21 protein-coding genes are annotated in these 16,474 nt (G+C 64.0%); 14 read left to right on the top strand and 7 right to left on the bottom strand.

Going from position 1 to position 16,474, the window contains the following annotated elements; all coding sequences use genetic code 11:
* The 3 genes from rsmH to VFV96_10335 all read right to left on the bottom strand — a co-directional run.
* Positions 1-785, bottom strand: a 785-nt coding sequence (gene rsmH / locus VFV96_10345; GenBank protein HEU5070794.1) for a 16S rRNA (cytosine(1402)-N(4))-methyltransferase RsmH, incomplete at its 3' end; no start/stop codon positions are given.
* Positions 786-801: 16 nt separating this feature from the next.
* Positions 802-1,494, bottom strand: coding sequence for a hypothetical protein (locus tag VFV96_10340; protein HEU5070793.1), 693 nt, complete (start codon positions 1,492-1,494; stop codon positions 802-804).
* A gap of 2 nt (positions 1,495-1,496) precedes the next feature.
* Positions 1,497-1,961 (bottom strand): division/cell wall cluster transcriptional repressor MraZ, encoded by a 465-nt coding sequence (locus VFV96_10335; protein HEU5070792.1) that lies wholly within the window; start codon positions 1,959-1,961, stop codon positions 1,497-1,499.
* Positions 1,962-2,213: 252 nt separating this feature from the next.
* Here VFV96_10335 and queA point away from each other — a divergent pair, with 252 nt between their 5' ends.
* Genes queA through VFV96_10320 form a run of 3 tightly spaced genes read left to right on the top strand, consistent with a single transcriptional unit; the run spans position 2,214 to position 5,187 of the window.
* Positions 2,214-3,290 carry a tRNA preQ1(34) S-adenosylmethionine ribosyltransferase-isomerase QueA gene (gene queA, locus VFV96_10330; GenBank protein HEU5070791.1) on the top strand — a complete coding sequence of 359 codons (1,077 nt, stop codon included), beginning with the start codon at positions 2,214-2,216 and terminating at the stop codon, positions 3,288-3,290.
* A complete protein-coding gene (locus VFV96_10325; protein HEU5070790.1) occupies positions 3,287-4,036 on the top strand; it encodes a dihydrofolate reductase family protein in 750 nt (249 codons plus the stop codon). Before queA ends, VFV96_10325 begins: the two co-directional genes overlap by 4 nt.
* On the top strand, positions 4,018-5,187 hold the full coding sequence (locus VFV96_10320; GenBank protein HEU5070789.1) for a peptidoglycan recognition family protein: 1,170 nt from the start codon (positions 4,018-4,020) through the stop codon (positions 5,185-5,187). The genes VFV96_10325 and VFV96_10320 overlap by 19 nt, the downstream gene beginning before the upstream one ends.
* A 14-nt stretch (positions 5,188-5,201) precedes the next feature.
* Here VFV96_10320 and VFV96_10315 read toward each other — a convergent pair whose 3' ends face one another.
* Positions 5,202-5,600: a response regulator transcription factor gene (locus tag VFV96_10315; protein HEU5070788.1), complete on the bottom strand. Its 399-nt coding sequence runs from the start codon at positions 5,598-5,600 to the stop codon at positions 5,202-5,204.
* Positions 5,601-5,757: 157 nt separating this feature from the next.
* On the opposite strand from VFV96_10315, the gene VFV96_10310 reads away from it, so the two are divergent.
* The 5 genes from VFV96_10310 to VFV96_10290 all read left to right on the top strand — a co-directional run bounded on the left by VFV96_10310 (position 5,758) and on the right by VFV96_10290 (position 8,312).
* On the top strand, positions 5,758-6,204 hold the full coding sequence (locus VFV96_10310) for an Rrf2 family transcriptional regulator (protein ID HEU5070787.1): 447 nt from the start codon (positions 5,758-5,760) through the stop codon (positions 6,202-6,204).
* A gap of 65 nt (positions 6,205-6,269) precedes the next feature.
* On the top strand, positions 6,270-6,599 hold the full coding sequence (locus tag VFV96_10305; protein ID HEU5070786.1) for a hypothetical protein: 330 nt from the start codon (positions 6,270-6,272) through the stop codon (positions 6,597-6,599).
* Between the two features lie 48 nt (positions 6,600-6,647).
* On the top strand, positions 6,648-6,980 hold the full coding sequence (gene trxA, locus VFV96_10300) for a thioredoxin (protein ID HEU5070785.1): 333 nt from the start codon (positions 6,648-6,650) through the stop codon (positions 6,978-6,980).
* Positions 6,981-7,033: 53 nt separating this feature from the next.
* The gene (locus tag VFV96_10295) at positions 7,034-7,237 is read left to right on the top strand and encodes a hypothetical protein (GenBank protein ID HEU5070784.1); all 204 of its coding nucleotides are present in this window, start codon (positions 7,034-7,036) and stop codon (positions 7,235-7,237) included.
* 49 nt (positions 7,238-7,286) lie between these two features.
* Complete coding sequence (locus VFV96_10290) at positions 7,287-8,312, top strand: sigma-70 family RNA polymerase sigma factor (GenBank protein HEU5070783.1); 1,026 nt, start codon at positions 7,287-7,289, stop codon at positions 8,310-8,312.
* Positions 8,313-8,400: 88 nt separating this feature from the next.
* Here the strand turns inward: VFV96_10290 and VFV96_10285 are convergent, their stop codons facing one another.
* On the bottom strand, positions 8,401-8,625 hold the full coding sequence (locus tag VFV96_10285) for a hypothetical protein (protein ID HEU5070782.1): 225 nt from the start codon (positions 8,623-8,625) through the stop codon (positions 8,401-8,403).
* A gap of 39 nt (positions 8,626-8,664) precedes the next feature.
* On the bottom strand, positions 8,665-9,108 hold the full coding sequence (locus VFV96_10280; GenBank protein HEU5070781.1) for an SRPBCC family protein: 444 nt from the start codon (positions 9,106-9,108) through the stop codon (positions 8,665-8,667).
* A gap of 50 nt (positions 9,109-9,158) precedes the next feature.
* Here VFV96_10280 and VFV96_10275 point away from each other — a divergent pair, with 50 nt between their 5' ends.
* A complete protein-coding gene (locus VFV96_10275) occupies positions 9,159-9,368 on the top strand; it encodes a YgaP-like transmembrane domain (protein ID HEU5070780.1) in 210 nt (69 codons plus the stop codon).
* Positions 9,369-9,393: 25 nt separating this feature from the next.
* On the opposite strand, the gene VFV96_10270 is transcribed toward VFV96_10275, so the two are convergent.
* Complete coding sequence (locus VFV96_10270; protein ID HEU5070779.1) at positions 9,394-10,332, bottom strand: MerR family transcriptional regulator; 939 nt, start codon at positions 10,330-10,332, stop codon at positions 9,394-9,396.
* 343 nt (positions 10,333-10,675) lie between these two features.
* Between VFV96_10270 and VFV96_10265 the strand changes: the two genes are divergently transcribed.
* The 5 genes from VFV96_10265 to VFV96_10245 all read left to right on the top strand — a co-directional run.
* The gene (locus VFV96_10265; GenBank protein HEU5070778.1) at positions 10,676-10,882 is read left to right on the top strand and encodes a hypothetical protein; all 207 of its coding nucleotides are present in this window, start codon (positions 10,676-10,678) and stop codon (positions 10,880-10,882) included.
* 3 nt (positions 10,883-10,885) lie between these two features.
* Positions 10,886-12,442, top strand: coding sequence for a phytoene desaturase family protein (gene crtI, locus VFV96_10260; GenBank protein HEU5070777.1), 1,557 nt, complete (start codon positions 10,886-10,888; stop codon positions 12,440-12,442).
* 8 nt (positions 12,443-12,450) lie between these two features.
* Entirely contained in the window at positions 12,451-14,040 is a 1,590-nt protein-coding gene (locus tag VFV96_10255) for an aldehyde dehydrogenase family protein (GenBank protein ID HEU5070776.1), read from the top strand.
* Entirely contained in the window at positions 14,037-15,614 is a 1,578-nt protein-coding gene (gene crtI, locus VFV96_10250) for a phytoene desaturase family protein (GenBank protein HEU5070775.1), read from the top strand. Before VFV96_10255 ends, crtI (VFV96_10250) begins: the two co-directional genes overlap by 4 nt.
* An 8-nt stretch (positions 15,615-15,622) precedes the next feature.
* A partial coding sequence (locus tag VFV96_10245; protein ID HEU5070774.1) for a lysophospholipid acyltransferase family protein occupies positions 15,623-16,474 on the top strand: 852 nt, incomplete at its 3' end.

The following is a 16,474-nucleotide window of genomic DNA, read 5'->3' as shown; positions in this document are numbered from 1 at the left end:
CCGTCGAACTCGTAGTCGCGCGCCCGGTCCCGGCCAAATTCCTTCACGATGCGGTCCTCCAACGAATGAAACGTGATGACCGCCAGCCGGCCGCCCGGCTTCAAAATCTTCAATGCCGCCACCAGTCCCCGTTCCAAGGAGCCGACCTCGTCGTTCACCGCGATGCGCAGGGCTTGAAAAACTTTCGTGGCCGGATGCGCCTTGCGACCCGCCCGCGGGCTCAGCCGCTCAATCAACCCCGCCAGCTGGCGCGTCGTCGCAAAGCGCCGGACCCGCCGGTCCTGTTCAATCGCCCGCGCAAACCGCCGCGATTGATGTTCATCACCGTATTGCCAGAAAATCCGCGCCAGTTCCTCGGCGCCCGCGCTGTTCACCAGGTCCGCCGCCGTCCGGCCCTGCGAACGGTCCATGCGCATGTCCAACGGCCCGTCCTGCTGAAAACTGAATCCGCGCTCCGCGACGTCCAGTTGCGGCGAGCTCACGCCCAGATCCAGCAACACGCCGTCGCAACTGCCAGCCGCCACCCAGTCCGCGAGTTCCGCGTAGTTGCCCTGCCGGAGCTCAAACCGGCCGGCATACTCCGCCAGCCGCTGCCGCGCGGCCTCAATCGCGACGCCATCGCGATCGCACCCGAACAATCGCCCAGCCGGCGAACTCGCCGCCAAAATGGCGGCCGCGTGTCCAGCCCCACCGAGTGTTCCGTCGGCGTAAACCCCGCCCGGCTCCGGCTTCAATGCGGCCAGCACCTCCGCCATCATCACTGGCTTGTGGGCGAAGTCGGGCACCGTGCATCGGCTCCTCTCAGTCCGCGGATTTCGCGCTCACCATATGGCCGGTCATCTTCTTCAAAGCGGTCGGCACCGGGCCCCGGTTGGGTGCGGCCACGGGCTCCGTGGGTGCCACCTGCGTGCAGGTGGCCGTCGGCGCGGTCACAATTTCCAAATCGGATTCTTCCAGGTTGTTTCGCATCACCTTGACGTTGTCCAAGGACAACTCGGTTTGCACCGCCGGCTTGCCCAGGCGCGGAAACACGGACTTGGAGGCGGTTGCCGGACGCGGCGTCCGCAACCGGCCCAGCCAGCCCCGGCCGCGCGTCAAAATTTTCGCAGTCACCGCCCGCACCCGCGCGCCCAGTGACCGCAGGGCGGACTTTGCACGCGCCCCCGGCGCCGCGAACGAGCGTTGCGACAGACCCGCAAGTTCAGGAATCCGCTGCGTCTTCTTCAAGACTGTTGCGGCCCCCGCGGCGGCTTCAACAGGCGGCGCTGATTGCGGCGCCGGCAGTGGAGTTGCCGATTCCAGTTTCAATTCCGGCTCGCACGCCTCAGCCGGACGCGACTCCGCGGACGTCGGCATTGCCGGCGTGGTGGAGGCAAAGGGATTCTTTGCCGATCCGAATTTTGGCAATCGATTGCGACTGTCCACCTGATAGCGTCCCGCGTCGGGTCCGCTGACCAGGCTGCGCCCGGTGGCGAGTAATTTTCCCAAGCTCATGGTTATTCCATCAGTTTGAATGCCTCTTGGGCCAGGACTGCATCCGCAGCCTTCACCCGTTCGAATCGTTCCGGATTCCAAATCTCAAAGCGGTCCAGCAAACCGACGAGCACAGCTTCATCTTTGAGCCCCGCGCCCCGCGCCATTTCATCGGGAATGCAAATGCGCCCGCCCTTGTCCACCGCCACCTGCACCGAGGCGCCACCGATGACGCGCTTGAGCACCGTCTTTTTCGGATCACCATTGGGCATGCCGTCGATATCGCGCATCAATTCCGACATCTGATCCGGCGGCAACACTCGCAAACACGGACCCTCATTCGATTGCGGCCACAAAATCACTGTGAACTCGATTCCGCCGTTGGCGGGACGCCACATGGCCGGAATCTGAACGCGCCGCTTCTCGTCCACGCCGTGGCGATAGATCGAGTTGTAATACGTGCGGCCCAGTTGTCCGTTCACTTCCATGATTTATTCACACCGCTTTCCAAATACCCCATTTTACCCCACCGCGCCCCATTTTTAACCACTTCAACCCACTCCCTGTCAACGGCAATCGGATGGTTTTATCCAGATGTTATTCACATTTTTGGCCAGTCAGGTGGACAACCGAGGGTGGACGACCGTCAGTCCAGTCGAAAAACCCAAGAATTCGTCTAAAAATTGCGGGAAATCGCCTTCTGCGTGACGGAAAGTCAAAAATCGATAACGTTACGGCCCATGCGGACTGCTGACTTTCACTTTGAACTGCCGCCGGAGCTCATCGCCCAAGCGCCGGCGGAGCACCGGGATGGGTCCCGGTTGTTGGTTCTGGACCGACCAACCAACCAAGTCAGTCACCACCGGTTCCCCGATCTGGTTAATTTTCTACACCCGGGCGACACACTGATTCTGAACGACTCACGCGTCATCCCGGCCCGCCTACGCGGCACAAACGCCCGCACCGGCGGCAAATTTGAAATTCTCCTGCTGGAGGAAAACGCAACCAACGACTGGTGGGTTATGTTGCGGCCCGGCAAACGGGCTCGCCCGGGCACGCGGATGCACATTTGCGATCACACCGGCACGCCGACCGAGATCGTCGCGGACGTGGTGGCGATCAACCCGGAGGGACATCGGCGGCTGCGCTTTGCCGGGGCGCGGAACATCCTGGACCAGCTTGATGAACTGGGCGAAATGCCCCTGCCGCCCTACATCGCGCGCGTCGCGGGCGCCACGAGCGCAGCCGATCGGGAACGCTACCAGACTGTTTTTGCGCAACTGCCCGGCTCCGTGGCGGCACCCACCGCCGGCTTGCATTTCACACCGCAGTTGCTGGATGAACTCCGTGCCCGCGGCATCCATATCGGTTTCGTCACCTTGCACGTTGGGCTCGGAACCTTCGCGCCCGTGAAGGCGGAAGCGATTGCAGAACACATCATGCATGAAGAGAGATTCGTTGTGAGTGAAGCCACCGCCGCACTGGTGAACAACGCCAAAAGCGAAGGCCGGCGCGTCATCGCCGTGGGCACGACCTGCGTGCGCGTGCTGGAAAGCGTCGCCGAACAGCATCACGGCCGGCTGGTGGCGGGCGCCGGCCGCACCCGCATCTTCATCCATCCGCCGCGCCCGTTTGCGCTGGTGGACGCACTGCTGACGAACTTTCACCTGCCACGCTCCACGCTGCTGATGCTGGTCAGCGCGTTCGCGGCGCCCGGTGAATTGCGCGGCCGTGAACTCATACTGCGCACCTACGCCGAAGCGGTGCGCGAGCGCTACCGGTTCTTCAGCTACGGAGACGCCATGTTCATTCAATGAAAACGAAACGCGCACCAAGCAACGGCGCGGCGCGGCGCGGCGCCGGCCCGGCATGCCGTCCGTTCGTTTTGGTAAACATGTCCATGACGGCGGACGGCAAGATCGCCACGACCAATCGCGTGGTTTCCTCGTTCAGCAGCGCGCGCGACCAGGCGCATCTCCATGAACTGCGCGCCACCGCCGACGCCGTGATGTGCGGCGCGCGCACCGTGGATCTCAACCGCATCAGCCTCGGGCCGGGCGGCGCGAAGTTTCGCCGGCTCCGCCGGCGCCGCGGGCTCGCTGAATACAACCTGCGCGTCGTTGTCACCGGCTCCGGCTCGTTGAACCCGCAGGCGCATCTGTTCACCAAACGATTTTCACCCATCATCGTGCTGACCACGGCCCGCGCGGGCGCCCGCCGCCGGCAACAACTGCGCGCCGTGGCCGACGCAGTGAAGGTTTTCGGCCGCACGGAACTCAACCTGCGCGCCGCCTTGTGCTGGCTGCGCGAACAACACGGTGTCAAACGCCTCCTGTGCGAAGGCGGCGGTGAACTGAACGACGCGCTCTTCCGCGCGGGGCTGGTGGATGAACTGCATCTCACGGTGTGCCCCCGCGTCATCGGCGGGCGACACGCCCCCACGATTGCAGACGGCCTTGGCGTTGCCCGCCTTGCCCGCGCGGCGCGTTTGCAGCTTGAGTCGGCCCGGCGCGTCGGCGATGAGTTGTTCCTCGTTTATCGCACATGCACATCAAGACGTTGATTCCCCTGCTTGGCCTGTGGTTGATTTCGGCGGGCTGCCGCACTCACAACGCCTCGCAATCGGCCGCGCAAAACGCGACGGAGAATGGCCTCACCAACGAAATTGCCGGGCCGTTGGCAATCTCGCCCGCGCCCGCACGGGTGCTGCAAATTGAAGCCGCGCCCGCAATCACGCCTCCGCCAGCCAATGTGCCCGTGCCCGGCACCATCGCTCCCCGAACGGGCGATGAAATCGTCGTGGCCGGCGAGTTTGTCCACACCGGCTCACCCGTCGTGCTGTGGCTGGATCCGGGCGGTTACGATGCCTACCGCGTCGAGCGCCGTTTCAGTCCGCCCGATGAAGCATCCTGGCAGGCCACGCAGGAGGCCGGCGCCGGCTTTGACTCGCCCAACCGTTACGACCAACGCGGCGGCCCCCTGACGCCCGAAGAGCGTGAACGCGTGCGCGGCGGTGGCTGGGATTTGCCAACCCTGCAACGCTGCATTGATCAGATTGTGATGCATTACGACGTCGCGGGCACAAGCCGCCAGTGCTTCAAGGTGCTGCATGACGTGCGCGATTTGAGCGTTCACTTCATGGTGGATCTGGACGGAACGATTTACCAGACGCTCGATGTGAAGGAGCGCGCGCGGCATGCCGGCGGCGCGAACGACCGCTCCATCGGCATCGAAATTGCCAACATCGGCGCGTATCCGCCCGACGCATCCGGTCCGCTGGACCAATGGTATGCGCGTGATCCCGACGGCCAGGTCCGAGTCACCCTGCCCGCCCGCTTTGGCGATGGCGGACTGCGCACGGCGAATTTCACGCCCCGGCCCGCGCGCGCGGACGCGGTCACGAATGAGGTCCAGGGCCGGCTGCTCATGCAATACGATTTTACTCCCGAGCAATACCAAGCGTTATCCCACCTGGTTGCCACGCTGTGCCGGGTATTGCCCCAGATTCAGTGCGACTGCCCGCGGGATGAACACGGGCAGGTGCCGCTGCAAAAACTGCCGGACGACGCGCTCGCCAACTTCCACGGCGTGCTGGGCCATTACCATCTCACCACGAACAAAATCGATCCCGGTCCCGCGTTTCAATGGGATACAGTAATCGGCGAAGCCAGGCGTTTGCTGGCTGAAACCAATACGGTTCCGCCGCGCCCCTGAAATCGTGGCACCCTTCAATCACGATCGTCCGCCGCGACCACTTGGGCTTCGGGATTCAGCCATTGTTGAAACCGCGCCTTGAGCGCAGTCAAATCAATCGGTTTGCTGAAAAACTCCTCGACGCCCGCGGCCCGGGCAATTTCCCGCATCGGCTGCGAATGCGCCGCGCTGATGACCCAGACGGGGACGTCCACCAGGGCAGGCTGCGTCTTCAACGCCTCGCACAGCGACAATCCGTCCACGTCCGGCAACATGAGATCCAGCAGGATCAAATCCGGCCGGGATTGGGCCGCCACCATGGCGGCGGCAAAGTTGCCAGCCACCATCACATCACAACCCGGCCCGGCCAGGTGATACCGGAGCAGTTCCCGGAAATCCGCCTCGTCATCAACAATCAGTATGCGCTTGCTCATGGCGGCGGCCACAATGCGCCCATTTGCCGGCGCCGCAACGTCAGGCGCGTGAACTCGCGGTGACGATTGGGCAACACGCTGCCAGCGGCATAATTGCGAAAGAACCAAAACATTATTTGACAATTGTAACCCATATTGTTACTTATCGTTTGTTGGTATGAGAACAAGCTGTCGCTTTGCCGTTGCCGTGCACGTGATGACCGTCCTGGCCTACAAGGAAGGGGATCGCGTCACGTCGGCCATGCTGGCCGGCAGCGTGAACACAAATCCGGTCATCATCCGGCGGCTGCTGCTCGACCTGCAGCGGGCCCGGCTGGTTGAAACCGGCAAAGGGGCAGGCTCCGGCTCACGGCTGAGCCGTTCGCCCGCCCGCATCAATCTGGCCGAGATTTACCGGGCCGTTGAAGATTCCGAATCGTTTGCCACGCCGGCCAAAAAACCCAACGAAGCCTGTCCGGTGGGCCATTGCATCCGCGCCGCGCTGGACAAGGTGTTCGCATCCGCCCAGCGCGCGCTGGAAGAAGACCTGGCCCGAACGACGCTGGCGGGCCTGATTGAAACGGTCAAAGCCTCCGGCGTCTGCAATGCAAAAAAAGTCAGGTGACAGCCTCTTTTTTTGTGCGATAGTGTAACAATTTTGATTACATATAGGGGAGAAGACAAATGCGTATGAACGAACAGTCCATCGAAACCGGCCGATCGAATTTCCACCCGCGGACCACCTGGACCGCGACGTGCCTGGGTGCATGCCACAAGTTGCTCGCGCAGTTGCGCCGGGTGAAGGAGGCCATCCTGGACGAGGCGCGTGCGACACGCACGGCACAGGAACGGCTCGTGCGGCTCGCCTTGAACGAGGCCGAAGCCGAGGCGTGGTTGACCGGTTATCCGCAACTCGTATTTCCCGAACTGGCCGGCGAGAAAGTTCGCAACCTCACCGTCTGGCGGGCGCGCCAGCAACGGATTCAAGCCGGGCAAACTCTTTCCGCCCACGCAGCGTGAATTCGCCGCGCCGGGCCATCACAAACCAGAACAAACCGAAATTGCGTCATGAAACCGACCATTGAAGTCAACGAGACAAACTTTGAAACCGAAGTGTTGCAGTCCGCCGAGCCGGTGCTGGTGGACTTCTGGGCCGCGTGGTGCGGACCGTGCAAGATGCTCGCCCCCGTCCTCGACGAGGTGGCGGCCGAACTGGCCGGACGCGCCAAGGTGGCGAAGGTGAACGTCGATGAGAACCCCGGCCTGGCCGGCCGGTTCGGTATTCAATCCATCCCCACCCTGCTCTATTTCGCGGGCGGCGAGGTCCGGCATCAAAGTGTCGGCGTCACCGGCAAGCGCGCGATTGTGGACCGGCTGGAGGGACTGTTGGCGCCCGCCTGATGTTTCACCGCCAAAACGAATGACGCACCCTCTTTGAAAGGAACATTGCCGCCATGACAACCATCAGTCCGAACACCCTGCTCACGCAGTTGAAGCGGCGTTACGCCACCAAACAATTCGACCCGCAGAAGAAAATCAGCGCGGCCCATTGGGCAGCGCTCGAAGAATCACCGGCCGGCTACCGGGCGGCGACGGACAAATACGCCACCGCCGCGAAAGTGCGCTTCCCGAAGACGGAGGTGCTGGTGGAAGTTTGAACAAATCCCGCGTGGACCTTGCCGAAACACGGGAAAGCGAACCTGACTCATGAAAAGACTCTTGAAGCAAAAATCATCGTCAACCACCCGGACGGCTACAGACAAGCGGGCCCGGTCAGTCGCGACTCGCCGCGGCCAGCCGCTGGTCCGGACCGCCGCCACGGTCACTGCCGCGCCCGCGGCCTCGGCCGAATTGGAACCGGTGCCGGCCTTGCCGGAATCGGTGCGCGGCGATGCGTTCCAGCTCTACCTGCGGGAAATCGGACAGGTGAAGCTGCTGACGCCCAAGGAGGAGATTGCCCTGGCCAAACGCATTCAGAAGGGCGACGCGGCGGCGCGCGAACAGATGATCAAGGCCAACCTGCGCCTGGTCGTGAAGATCGCCCGTGATTACGAAGGGCTCGGCGTGCCGCTGCTGGACCTCATCAACGAGGGAAACATCGGCCTGATGAAAGGCGTGGAGCGGTTTGACCCCGGCAAGGGCGCCAAACTCTCCACCTACGCGTCGTGGTGGATCAAGCAAAGCGTCAAACGCGCGCTGGCCAACCAGTCCAAAACCATCCGCCTGCCCGTGCATGTCGTGGATCGCGTGGCGGATTTGCGCCGTGCCGAAATGAAGCTGCGCGAGACACTGGACCGGGAACCCACGGACGAAGAACTCGCCCACGCGGTGGATCTGGACGCACGCCGGGTGCGACAGTATCGCGACGCTTCCCGGGCGCCGGTGTCGCTTGACGCACCTGTGGGCGACGATGATTCGAGCCGCTTCGCGGAACTGGTGGCCGATCCCAATGCGGCGTCGCCGGTCGATCAACTGGCCCAGGAGGTGGACACCAGCCTCGTGCGCGAAATCCTCGGCACGCTGTCCGAGCGCGAAAGCGCGATTCTGGCGCTGCGGTTCGGCCTGAATGGCGATGAAGAAAAGACGCTGGAAGAGATCGGCGCGCGCTTTGGCGTGACCCGCGAGCGTATCCGGCAGATTCAGGAACAGGCGTTGAAGAAGATGCGCCAACGCATGGAGGAACGCGATCGGCCCGCCCACGAGGAAGAAGACGCCCTCGTCATGGTCGCGTAAAAGGTTCGGTGGTCGCGGGCGGACGTGACTGCGCCCGCCTGCGACAAACTGAACGGCCACCAGGCGCGGCGCGGCGCAACCGCCCGGCTCAATACCCCTGCCGCACCAGCAGCCACACGCCGACGATCAAGCCGATGCTGACGGCCGACATCCACAGCCAGTTGGCGATCATGTAGGAGACCGCCATCATTGCAATCCCGCCGATGAGCGGGATCATGGCGGCCTGCTTCTTGCCGTAAACGAAATAGCCAAACCCAATCGAGCCCCAAATCAGCGAAGCAAACAGCGTATTCGCGTTGAGCCACTCTTTCATTCCGCCACTCTCGCGCCTGTGCAGGCGCCGCGCAAGCCTTCAGCCGAAACGCTCCCGCAGTTTTGCCTGGCGGTGGATGAAAATGCGTTCCACGTCGCGCCGCACGAACAGCCAGTTCACCAGCGCACCGCCCGGCACGGCGTAACGCACGACGTCGCGGGCCAGCGTGCCCCCGTTCTGCTCCGCGAATGTGTGCTCATGGAGCCATTGGCGATAAGGCCCGCGCAATTGCTCGTCCACGAAACGATGCGGCGGCTCCCACACATTGATGCGCGTCCGCCAGCGCAGCGGCACGCCATGCACCCGCAGGCGGTAATCAATCAACGTGCCCGCCTGCATGGTGATGGAGCCGGGCGTCACGATTTGAAAATCCAGCCACGCCGGCGTGATGGCCTGGAGATTGCGAGCGTCCCCGAAGAACGGAAAAATCTCCCCAGGAGCGCGCGGCAGCCAAAGGTCAGTGGTGAAGGTAAACAGGCGCATACAGAAAGCGGTGGATTTGCGAGGCAACGGGAATGTGCTATTGATTCGCCATGGCAAATTTTTTCGCCCGTAATATTGACAACAAAGGCCGCCTCGCCCGCGGCATCTCCGGATTGATGTTGCTCGTCGCCGGGGTGATCACGCTGTTCTTTCTCTGGTGGCTCGGACTGGTCCTGCTCGTGTCCGCCGCGTTTGTGTTGTTTGAGGCGCTGCGCGGGTGGTGCGTCATGCGAGCCTGCGGCATCAAAACCAAGCTCTGAGCACGGCCGCCCACTTTGGACGGGGTCAGCCGTGACCGTTGCGTTTGCGCAGGTCGTCCAGCGTGGTCATCAGGCCGATCAAATCCGCGATGCGCAACGCCCCAATGCGGCTTAACGGGTCGCGATACGCCTCCGCCGCGCGGCCGCCGGCGATGATTTTGATGTCTGCGGGCAGATAGCGGCGCAGCTTCGCCAGTTCCTCGCCCAACCCGGCATCGTCCTCGGGATACACCAGGCTCAACGCCACGGCGCGCGCCTTGTTCTGCGTCGCCACGCCGGCAATTTCCGCCGCCGGCAAACTGGTGCCCAGATACGTCACCCGCCAGCCCAGATTGGACGCCGCCGCGGCAACCATGACCGCGCCCAGCTCGTGCAGTTGACCGGCGGGCGTGGCGACGACGAGGCACGGCGCGGATTCCGGCTGGGGGAATTGCCGGGTGCTCTGGCCCAGAAAGGTGCGCAGAGCTGCACTCAAAAAGTGTTCGTGCGCGGCCGTCAATTCGCCCGTGCGCCACAAATCTCCCACACGCTGGCACAGCGGACCGGCAATGCGGTTCAAAAAACCCATGTGCCCCAGGCGCACCATCCCCCGCTCCAGCGCCCGGTCCAGCGCCGGCGCATCGAGGTCGCGAACGTCCCTGAGGCATTCATTGACCAGCTTCGCATCGGCCTGGGCGGATTCCGTCGCCTCCGGCCCCACGACCCGCGGGCTCGCCGGCGTCGCGACCAGCTCGCGCAATTTCTCCATCGAAAGCTTCGCCGCCTGACTGATGTTGTGCCCGAGGCGCGTGGCCTGATGCAACAACTCCAACCGCTCGATCTCGGCGTCCGAATACAGCCGGCGGTTCGTTTCCGTGCGGACCGGCTTCACCACGCCATAGCGCTTCTCCCACACGCGAATTACGTGCGGACTCAGGCCCGTCCGTTTGGCCACCGCCTTGATTTCGTGCCGCAGGTCTGACATACGCCGGCAAGTTAGACACAAAATAGACGAATTCAAGTTTTTGTTTCCAATAGCGAACAATAAATCGTCGTTACGATCTGATAATAAACAAATAATGCCAAAAATAAGCCTGAAGCAATCGCTTTCCACAATATTAAACAAACATTTGACAACTATAGACAAACATGAGACAAGTAAACCAACACAGTAACAATCATCGAGCCATGGCCGAGCCTTCAAATCAGAAAATCGCCCCCACCCTGTGCCGGCTGCCGCACCCGGCGGTGCGTGACCCGGAGACAAACTTGCCCGCGCGGGCGGACGGGCGCGCGCCAATCATCCAACCCATCCCCGTAGGAAGCTTATGATCGCCTACACCGAATGTTTCGAAGCAGCCGGACAACCGGCGCTGACACTGCACCGCACCGGCGAGAAGACGTTGCGTGTTCAATTTACCGAAACGCCGGCCGTCCCCGTCCAGCTGCGCCAGCCGCAGTTGCGGCGCGTGCTGATTGCCTTTGTCGAAACGACCTTCACCCCCCTCGTGCGTCAAGTTCACAACAAACCCTGAACCATGTCGAAACACGTCATCATCATCGGCGCCGGTCCCGGCGGTCTCGCGTCGGCCATGCTGCTCGCCTCGGCCGGGTTGAAGGTCACCGTGCTCGAACGCCTGCCGCACGTCGGCGGCCGCACGTCCACCCTGGAAGCCGAGGGCTACAAGTTCGATCTCGGTCCGACGTTCTTTCTCTATCCCCGCGTGCTGGAGGAAATCTTCGGCGCCGCAGGACGTCGTTTGCGGGACGAAGTCGAACTGCTCCGGCTCGATCCGCAATATCGGATTCAATTTGGCGCGGGCGGCAAGATTGACGCGACGGCCGATCCGGTGCGAATGGAACGGCAGATCGCGAGCATTGCGCCGGCCGATGCGGCGGGCTTCCGCCGGTTCATCGCCGAGAACCGCACGAAGCTGGCCTTGTTCGAACCGTGCCTCGAGACGCCGTTCCTCGGCTGGCAGGATGTCATCAACCTGCGCCTGTTCAAACTGCTGCCCAAACTGCACCCCACCGAATCGGTGGACACCTATCTGAAACGCTTTTTCCGTGATGAACGCGTGCGGCTCGCCTTTTGTTTTCAGTCCAAATACCTCGGCATGTCGCCGTTCCGCTGTCCGAGCCTGTTTTCGATTCTGAGCTTTCTCGAATACGAATACGGTGTGTGGCATCCCCGCGGCGGCTGCGGGGCGGTGTCCCGCGCCATGGCGCGCGTGGGCGAGGAACTCGGCGTCGAGATCCGCCTGAATGAACCGGTCGAAGAGATGCTCTTCGCCGGCCGGAAAGCCGTCGGCGTGCGCACGCCGACGGGCATTCACCGCGCCGATGCGGTCATTGTGAATGCCGACTTCGCCCGCGCCATGACCCGGCTGGTGCCGGACCGGTTGCGGCGGCGCTGGACGGACCGCAAACTTGCGAGGAAGAAATTCTCCTGCTCCACCTTCATGATGTATCTCGGCGTCGAAGGCACCTTCGACCTGCCACATCACACCATTCACATCGCCGACGACTACGTGAAGAATCTCGATGACATCGAGAACCGGCACGTGCTGAGCGAGGATCCGAGCTTCTACGTGCAAAACGCCTGCGCCACCGACCCGACGCTGGCCCCCAAAGGCCACAGCACCCTTTACGTGCTGGCTCCCGTCACGCACCAGCACCCGAATGTGGACTGGTCCAGCGAACGCAGCCGGTTTCGGGAATTGCTTTACCGCCAGATGGCCAAGGCCGGCTACGGCGACCTCGCAGGCCGCGTTCGTTACGAGCGCATCATCACGCCCGTCGAGTGGGACACGAGCTATGAAATCCACCGCGGCGCCACGTTCAATCTCGCGCACAGCCTCGATCAACTGCTGCATCTGCGCCCGCGCAACCGCTTTGAAGACCTCGATGCCGTTTATCTGGTCGGCGGCGGCACGCATCCGGGCAGTGGGCTGCCGGTGATCTATGAATCGGCGCGCATCACGGCGCGGCTGTTGCTGGAAGACCTGGGCGTGCCGCACGACGCCCGCAAACTGACGCCGCGCGCGGCCCACCTGCCCGCGCTCGAACCGCCCACCACCCTCGCGGCCCGTTGAATTTGCTTATGCCTGAACCGCTCACCACGTCCGTCCGCCGGCCCACGCCCGAAGGCATTGACGCCCGGGCCACCGGTGTGTCCGCGGCGCGTTCCGCCACCATGGCGCAACGCGCGTGGGCGGGCACGCCGCTGCGCCGGCGGGTGGAGTTGTTGCGGCAGTTCCGTGGTTTGCTCGCCGAACACGCTGCGCGCCTCGCCCGCGCGTCGGCACAGGCGCGGCAACGGCCGCCCGCCGAAGCATTGACCGCCGAAGTGATTCCGCTGGCCGACGCCTGCCGCTTTCTGGAGCGTTGTGCCGGACCTGTCCTTACGCCCCGGGTGTTGGGACGGCGCGGCCGGCCGCTGTGGTTGAACGGCGTGCGCAGTGAAATCCGCCACGAACCCCGCGGCGTGGTGCTCATCATCGCGCCGTCGAATTATCCCTTGTTCATTCCCGGCGTGCAGGTGCTGCAGGCGCTCGTGGCCGGCAACGCCGTGCTCCTCAAACCCGGCGCAGGCGGCTCAGCCGCCGCGCACGCGCTGGCCGACCTGCTGCACCACGCAAGTTTCGACCACCACCTGATCCATGTGTTGCCGGAATCCCCGGAGGCCGCGCGGGGCGCCTACGAAGGCGGCGTGGCCAAAGTGTTCCTGACCGGCTCGGCCCCCAGCGGCGCGGCTGTGCTCGGTGAACTTGCTCCCCGGCTCGTCCCGGCAACGATGGAATTGTCCGGCTGCGACGCAGTGTTCATCCGCGCTGACGCCGACCTGGATCTGGCCGTGTGCTGCCTGTGCTTCGGCCTGCGGCTCAACAACGGCGCCACCTGCATCGCGCCGCGCCGCATCTTCGTGCACCGCTCCATGGCCACCGAACTCGAAGGCCGGCTGGCCACCGCGTTGCGCGGCACGACCGAAGCCGCCCCGCCGCTTAAGTTGAAGCCCGAATTGCACCGCGTGCTGGCGGATGCGCTGGCCCAAGGCGCGCACCTGTTGAGTGGTCAGCTGCTGATCACCGGCGATTGCCTGCCGCCCCTGGTGGTCGCCGGCGCCTCCACGTCGATGCGCCTGCTGCACGAGGACGTGTTTGCCCCGGTCATGTCGCTGGTAACGGTGGACGACGATCACGAAGCCATTGAGATGGCGCGCCAGTGCCCTTACGCCCTTGGCGCCACGATTTTCAGCCGTGATGAATTCCTTGCACGCGAACTCGCGGAACGCGTGAACGCCGGCGTCGTCATCATCAACGACGTCATTGTGCCCAGCGCCGATCCGCGCGTGCCCTTCGGCGGCCGTCAACGCAGCGGCTTCGGCGTCACCCGCGGTGCGGAGGGCCTGCTTGAAATGACCATCCCCAAGGTCGTGGCGGTGCGCCGTTCCCGCTTTTTGCCGCACCTGGACGCACCGAACGGCGATGACGACGCGCTCTTCCGAAATTACCTGCTGGCCGCCCACGGCCGCAGCCTTGCCGTCCGCTGGCGCGCCGCGAAAGCGCTGGCCCGGCTCGGCCTGAACCGCTGGCGCGCCGCACGGTCCCGGCCGCCGCAACCGCCGAATCCCGCAGCCGCTCCGTTCGACTCAACTGCAACCGGAATCAACACGCACCCGAAGACATTATGAACGAACCCAAAATTGGCATCATTGGCAGTGGTCTGGGCGGCCTTGCCGCCGCCTGCACGCTCGCCGCGCGCGGCCACCAGGTCATTGTCTTCGAAAAGAATCCCTGGCTCGGCGGCAAGGCCGCGGTGCTGGAGCGCGCGGGTTTCCGCTTCGACATGGGGCCGACGATTTTGACGCTGCCGTCGGTGTTGCGGCGCATTTTTGCCGAGGCGGACCGGCCGCTGGAGGATTACCTCGAACTCGTGCGGCTGGACCCGCAGTGGCGCAGCTTCTTCAACGACGGCTCGGTGCTGGACCTCTGGCAGGATGAATCGCACATGCGCCGTGAACTGGACGCGTTCGCGCCCGCCGGCGGCACCGCGGATAGCTATCAGCGCTTCCTCGCATGGAGCGCGCGGCTCGACCGCATTTCGAACAAATTCTTTTTTTACAAATCCGTCGGCGGCTTGGGCGACATGTTCAACCTGTCAAATTCATTCAAGGCGGCGACGCTCGGTGACGTGCTGGCCATGCGCATGCACCGCACCGTGGCCGGCGCCATCCGCTCATTTGTGCCCGACGCGCGCGTCTCGCAGATGCTCGATCATTTCACGCAATATGTCGGCTCGTCGCCGTTTGCGTCGCCCGCCGTGCTGTGCGGCATCGCGCACATGCAAACCGGCGAAGGCGTGTGGTATCCGATGGGGGGCACGCGCGCCGTGCCACTGGCGCTGGCCCGGCTGGCGCGTGAACTCGGCGTCGAATTCCGCCTGAACACCGGCATCCAACGGATTGTGACGCAGGACGGCCGCGTGCAGGGCGTCGTCACCGACAACGGCGCGACGGTTCCGCTTGCGGCGGTGGTGGCGAACAGCGACGTCGTCCGCACCCACAGCGAACTGCTGCACGGTGAACCGGCCGAAAGCGCGTTCTTCCAACGGCGCAACTACGAGGCCGCCTGTTCGGGCGTGGTGCTCTATCTGGGTTTGAACCGCCGTTACGAGCACCTGGCGCATCACAACTTCGTGTTCAGCCGTGATCCGCATGAGGAGTTCGACTTCATCTACAATCGTGGCGAGCCCGCGCCGGATCCGACCTGCTACCTGGCCGCGCCGGCCCAAACGGAACCCGGCGTCGCACCGCGCGGCGGCGACGCGCTTTATGTGCTCGTCCACACGCCGTATCTGCGGCCCGGTCACGACTGGCGGCAGATGCTGCCCACCTATCGCCGCACCATTCTCGACAAGCTCAAAACGACCGGCGGCATGTCCGACATCGAAAATCGCATTGTGTGCGAGGACGTGCTGACGCCGCAGGACATCAACGACCGCTACCGCGTGTTGCATGGCGCGATTTATGGACTGGCCAGCCACGGACGTTTGCTGGGCGCATTCAAGCCGGCGAACCACAGTCCCGACGTGCCGGGGCTGTATCTGGCCGGCGGCTCGGCGCATCCCGGACCTGGCATGCCGATGGTGATGATGTCCGGCTGGATTGCCGCCGACCGGCTTCATCAGGACGGCCTTGTTCCGCCACCGCGTGCGCAGCGCACAATCAAGACCTCGCCGCAATCCGCCGAACTCGTGGCCGCTTGAGCATGGTTGTGAACGCGCCGTCAACATCCGCCGCCGCACGGCTGGTTCCACTGGCCGCAACGCGTGACGCGTTGCCGCTGCCGGCGTGCAAACCCGCCGCCCCGCGCGCGCAGCCAACTTCAGTGGCGACTTCCACCCTGCCGCGGGTTTCGCCCTGGTTGTTGCGCGCCTTTGCGGTTTACAGCCGATGGTTTGTAGCCCGGCATTTTCATACCGTGCGCCTGTCCGTGGCGGGCGAGCCGCCGCACGTGCCCGGCCTGCCACTGGTCGTTTATGTGAATCACGCGTCGTGGTGGGATCCGCTCGTGTGCCTGCTGCTGCAGCAACGCTGCTTTCCCGGCCGCCCCGCTTTTGCGCCAATCGATGCGACGGCGCTGGCGCAATACCGCTTCTTCGCGCGGCTCGGCTTTTTTGGCGTTGAACAAAACCACGTCCGCGGCGCGGCGCAGTTTTGGCGCGTGGCAAACGAGTTGTTGCAGCGCTCCGACCCCATTTTGTGGCTGACGCCGCAAGGCCGGTTTGCCGACGCCCGCGAACGTCCGGCCCGATTCCGCGCGGGCCTTGGCCATCTGCCGGAACGCGGTGCCACGGCCGCTTATGTGCCGCTGGCGCTCGAGTATGCGTTCTGGGAGGAGCGCAAACCGGAAGTGCTCGGCCGCTTCGGTGAAGTGGAAATCGTGGAGCAGTGCGCCAGCCGTCGTCCGGCCCGGGCCGTGGATTGGACCCGTCACTTCGAAGAAAAGCTGGCCCGCACCCAGGACGCGCTGGCGGCGGAGGTGCGCCGCCGCGAGCCCGCGGATTTCCGCACCCTGCTGCACGCGCGCTCCGGGGTGAGTTTGGGTTACGACACCTGGCGCCGG

It is taken from the genome of Verrucomicrobiia bacterium, from assembly GCA_035765895.1.
In the GTDB taxonomy this organism is placed as follows: Bacteria; Verrucomicrobiota; Verrucomicrobiia; order Limisphaerales; family DSYF01; genus DSYF01.
Note: the sequence above shows the minus strand (reverse complement) of the source record. Positions and strands in the feature narration are given on the sequence as shown.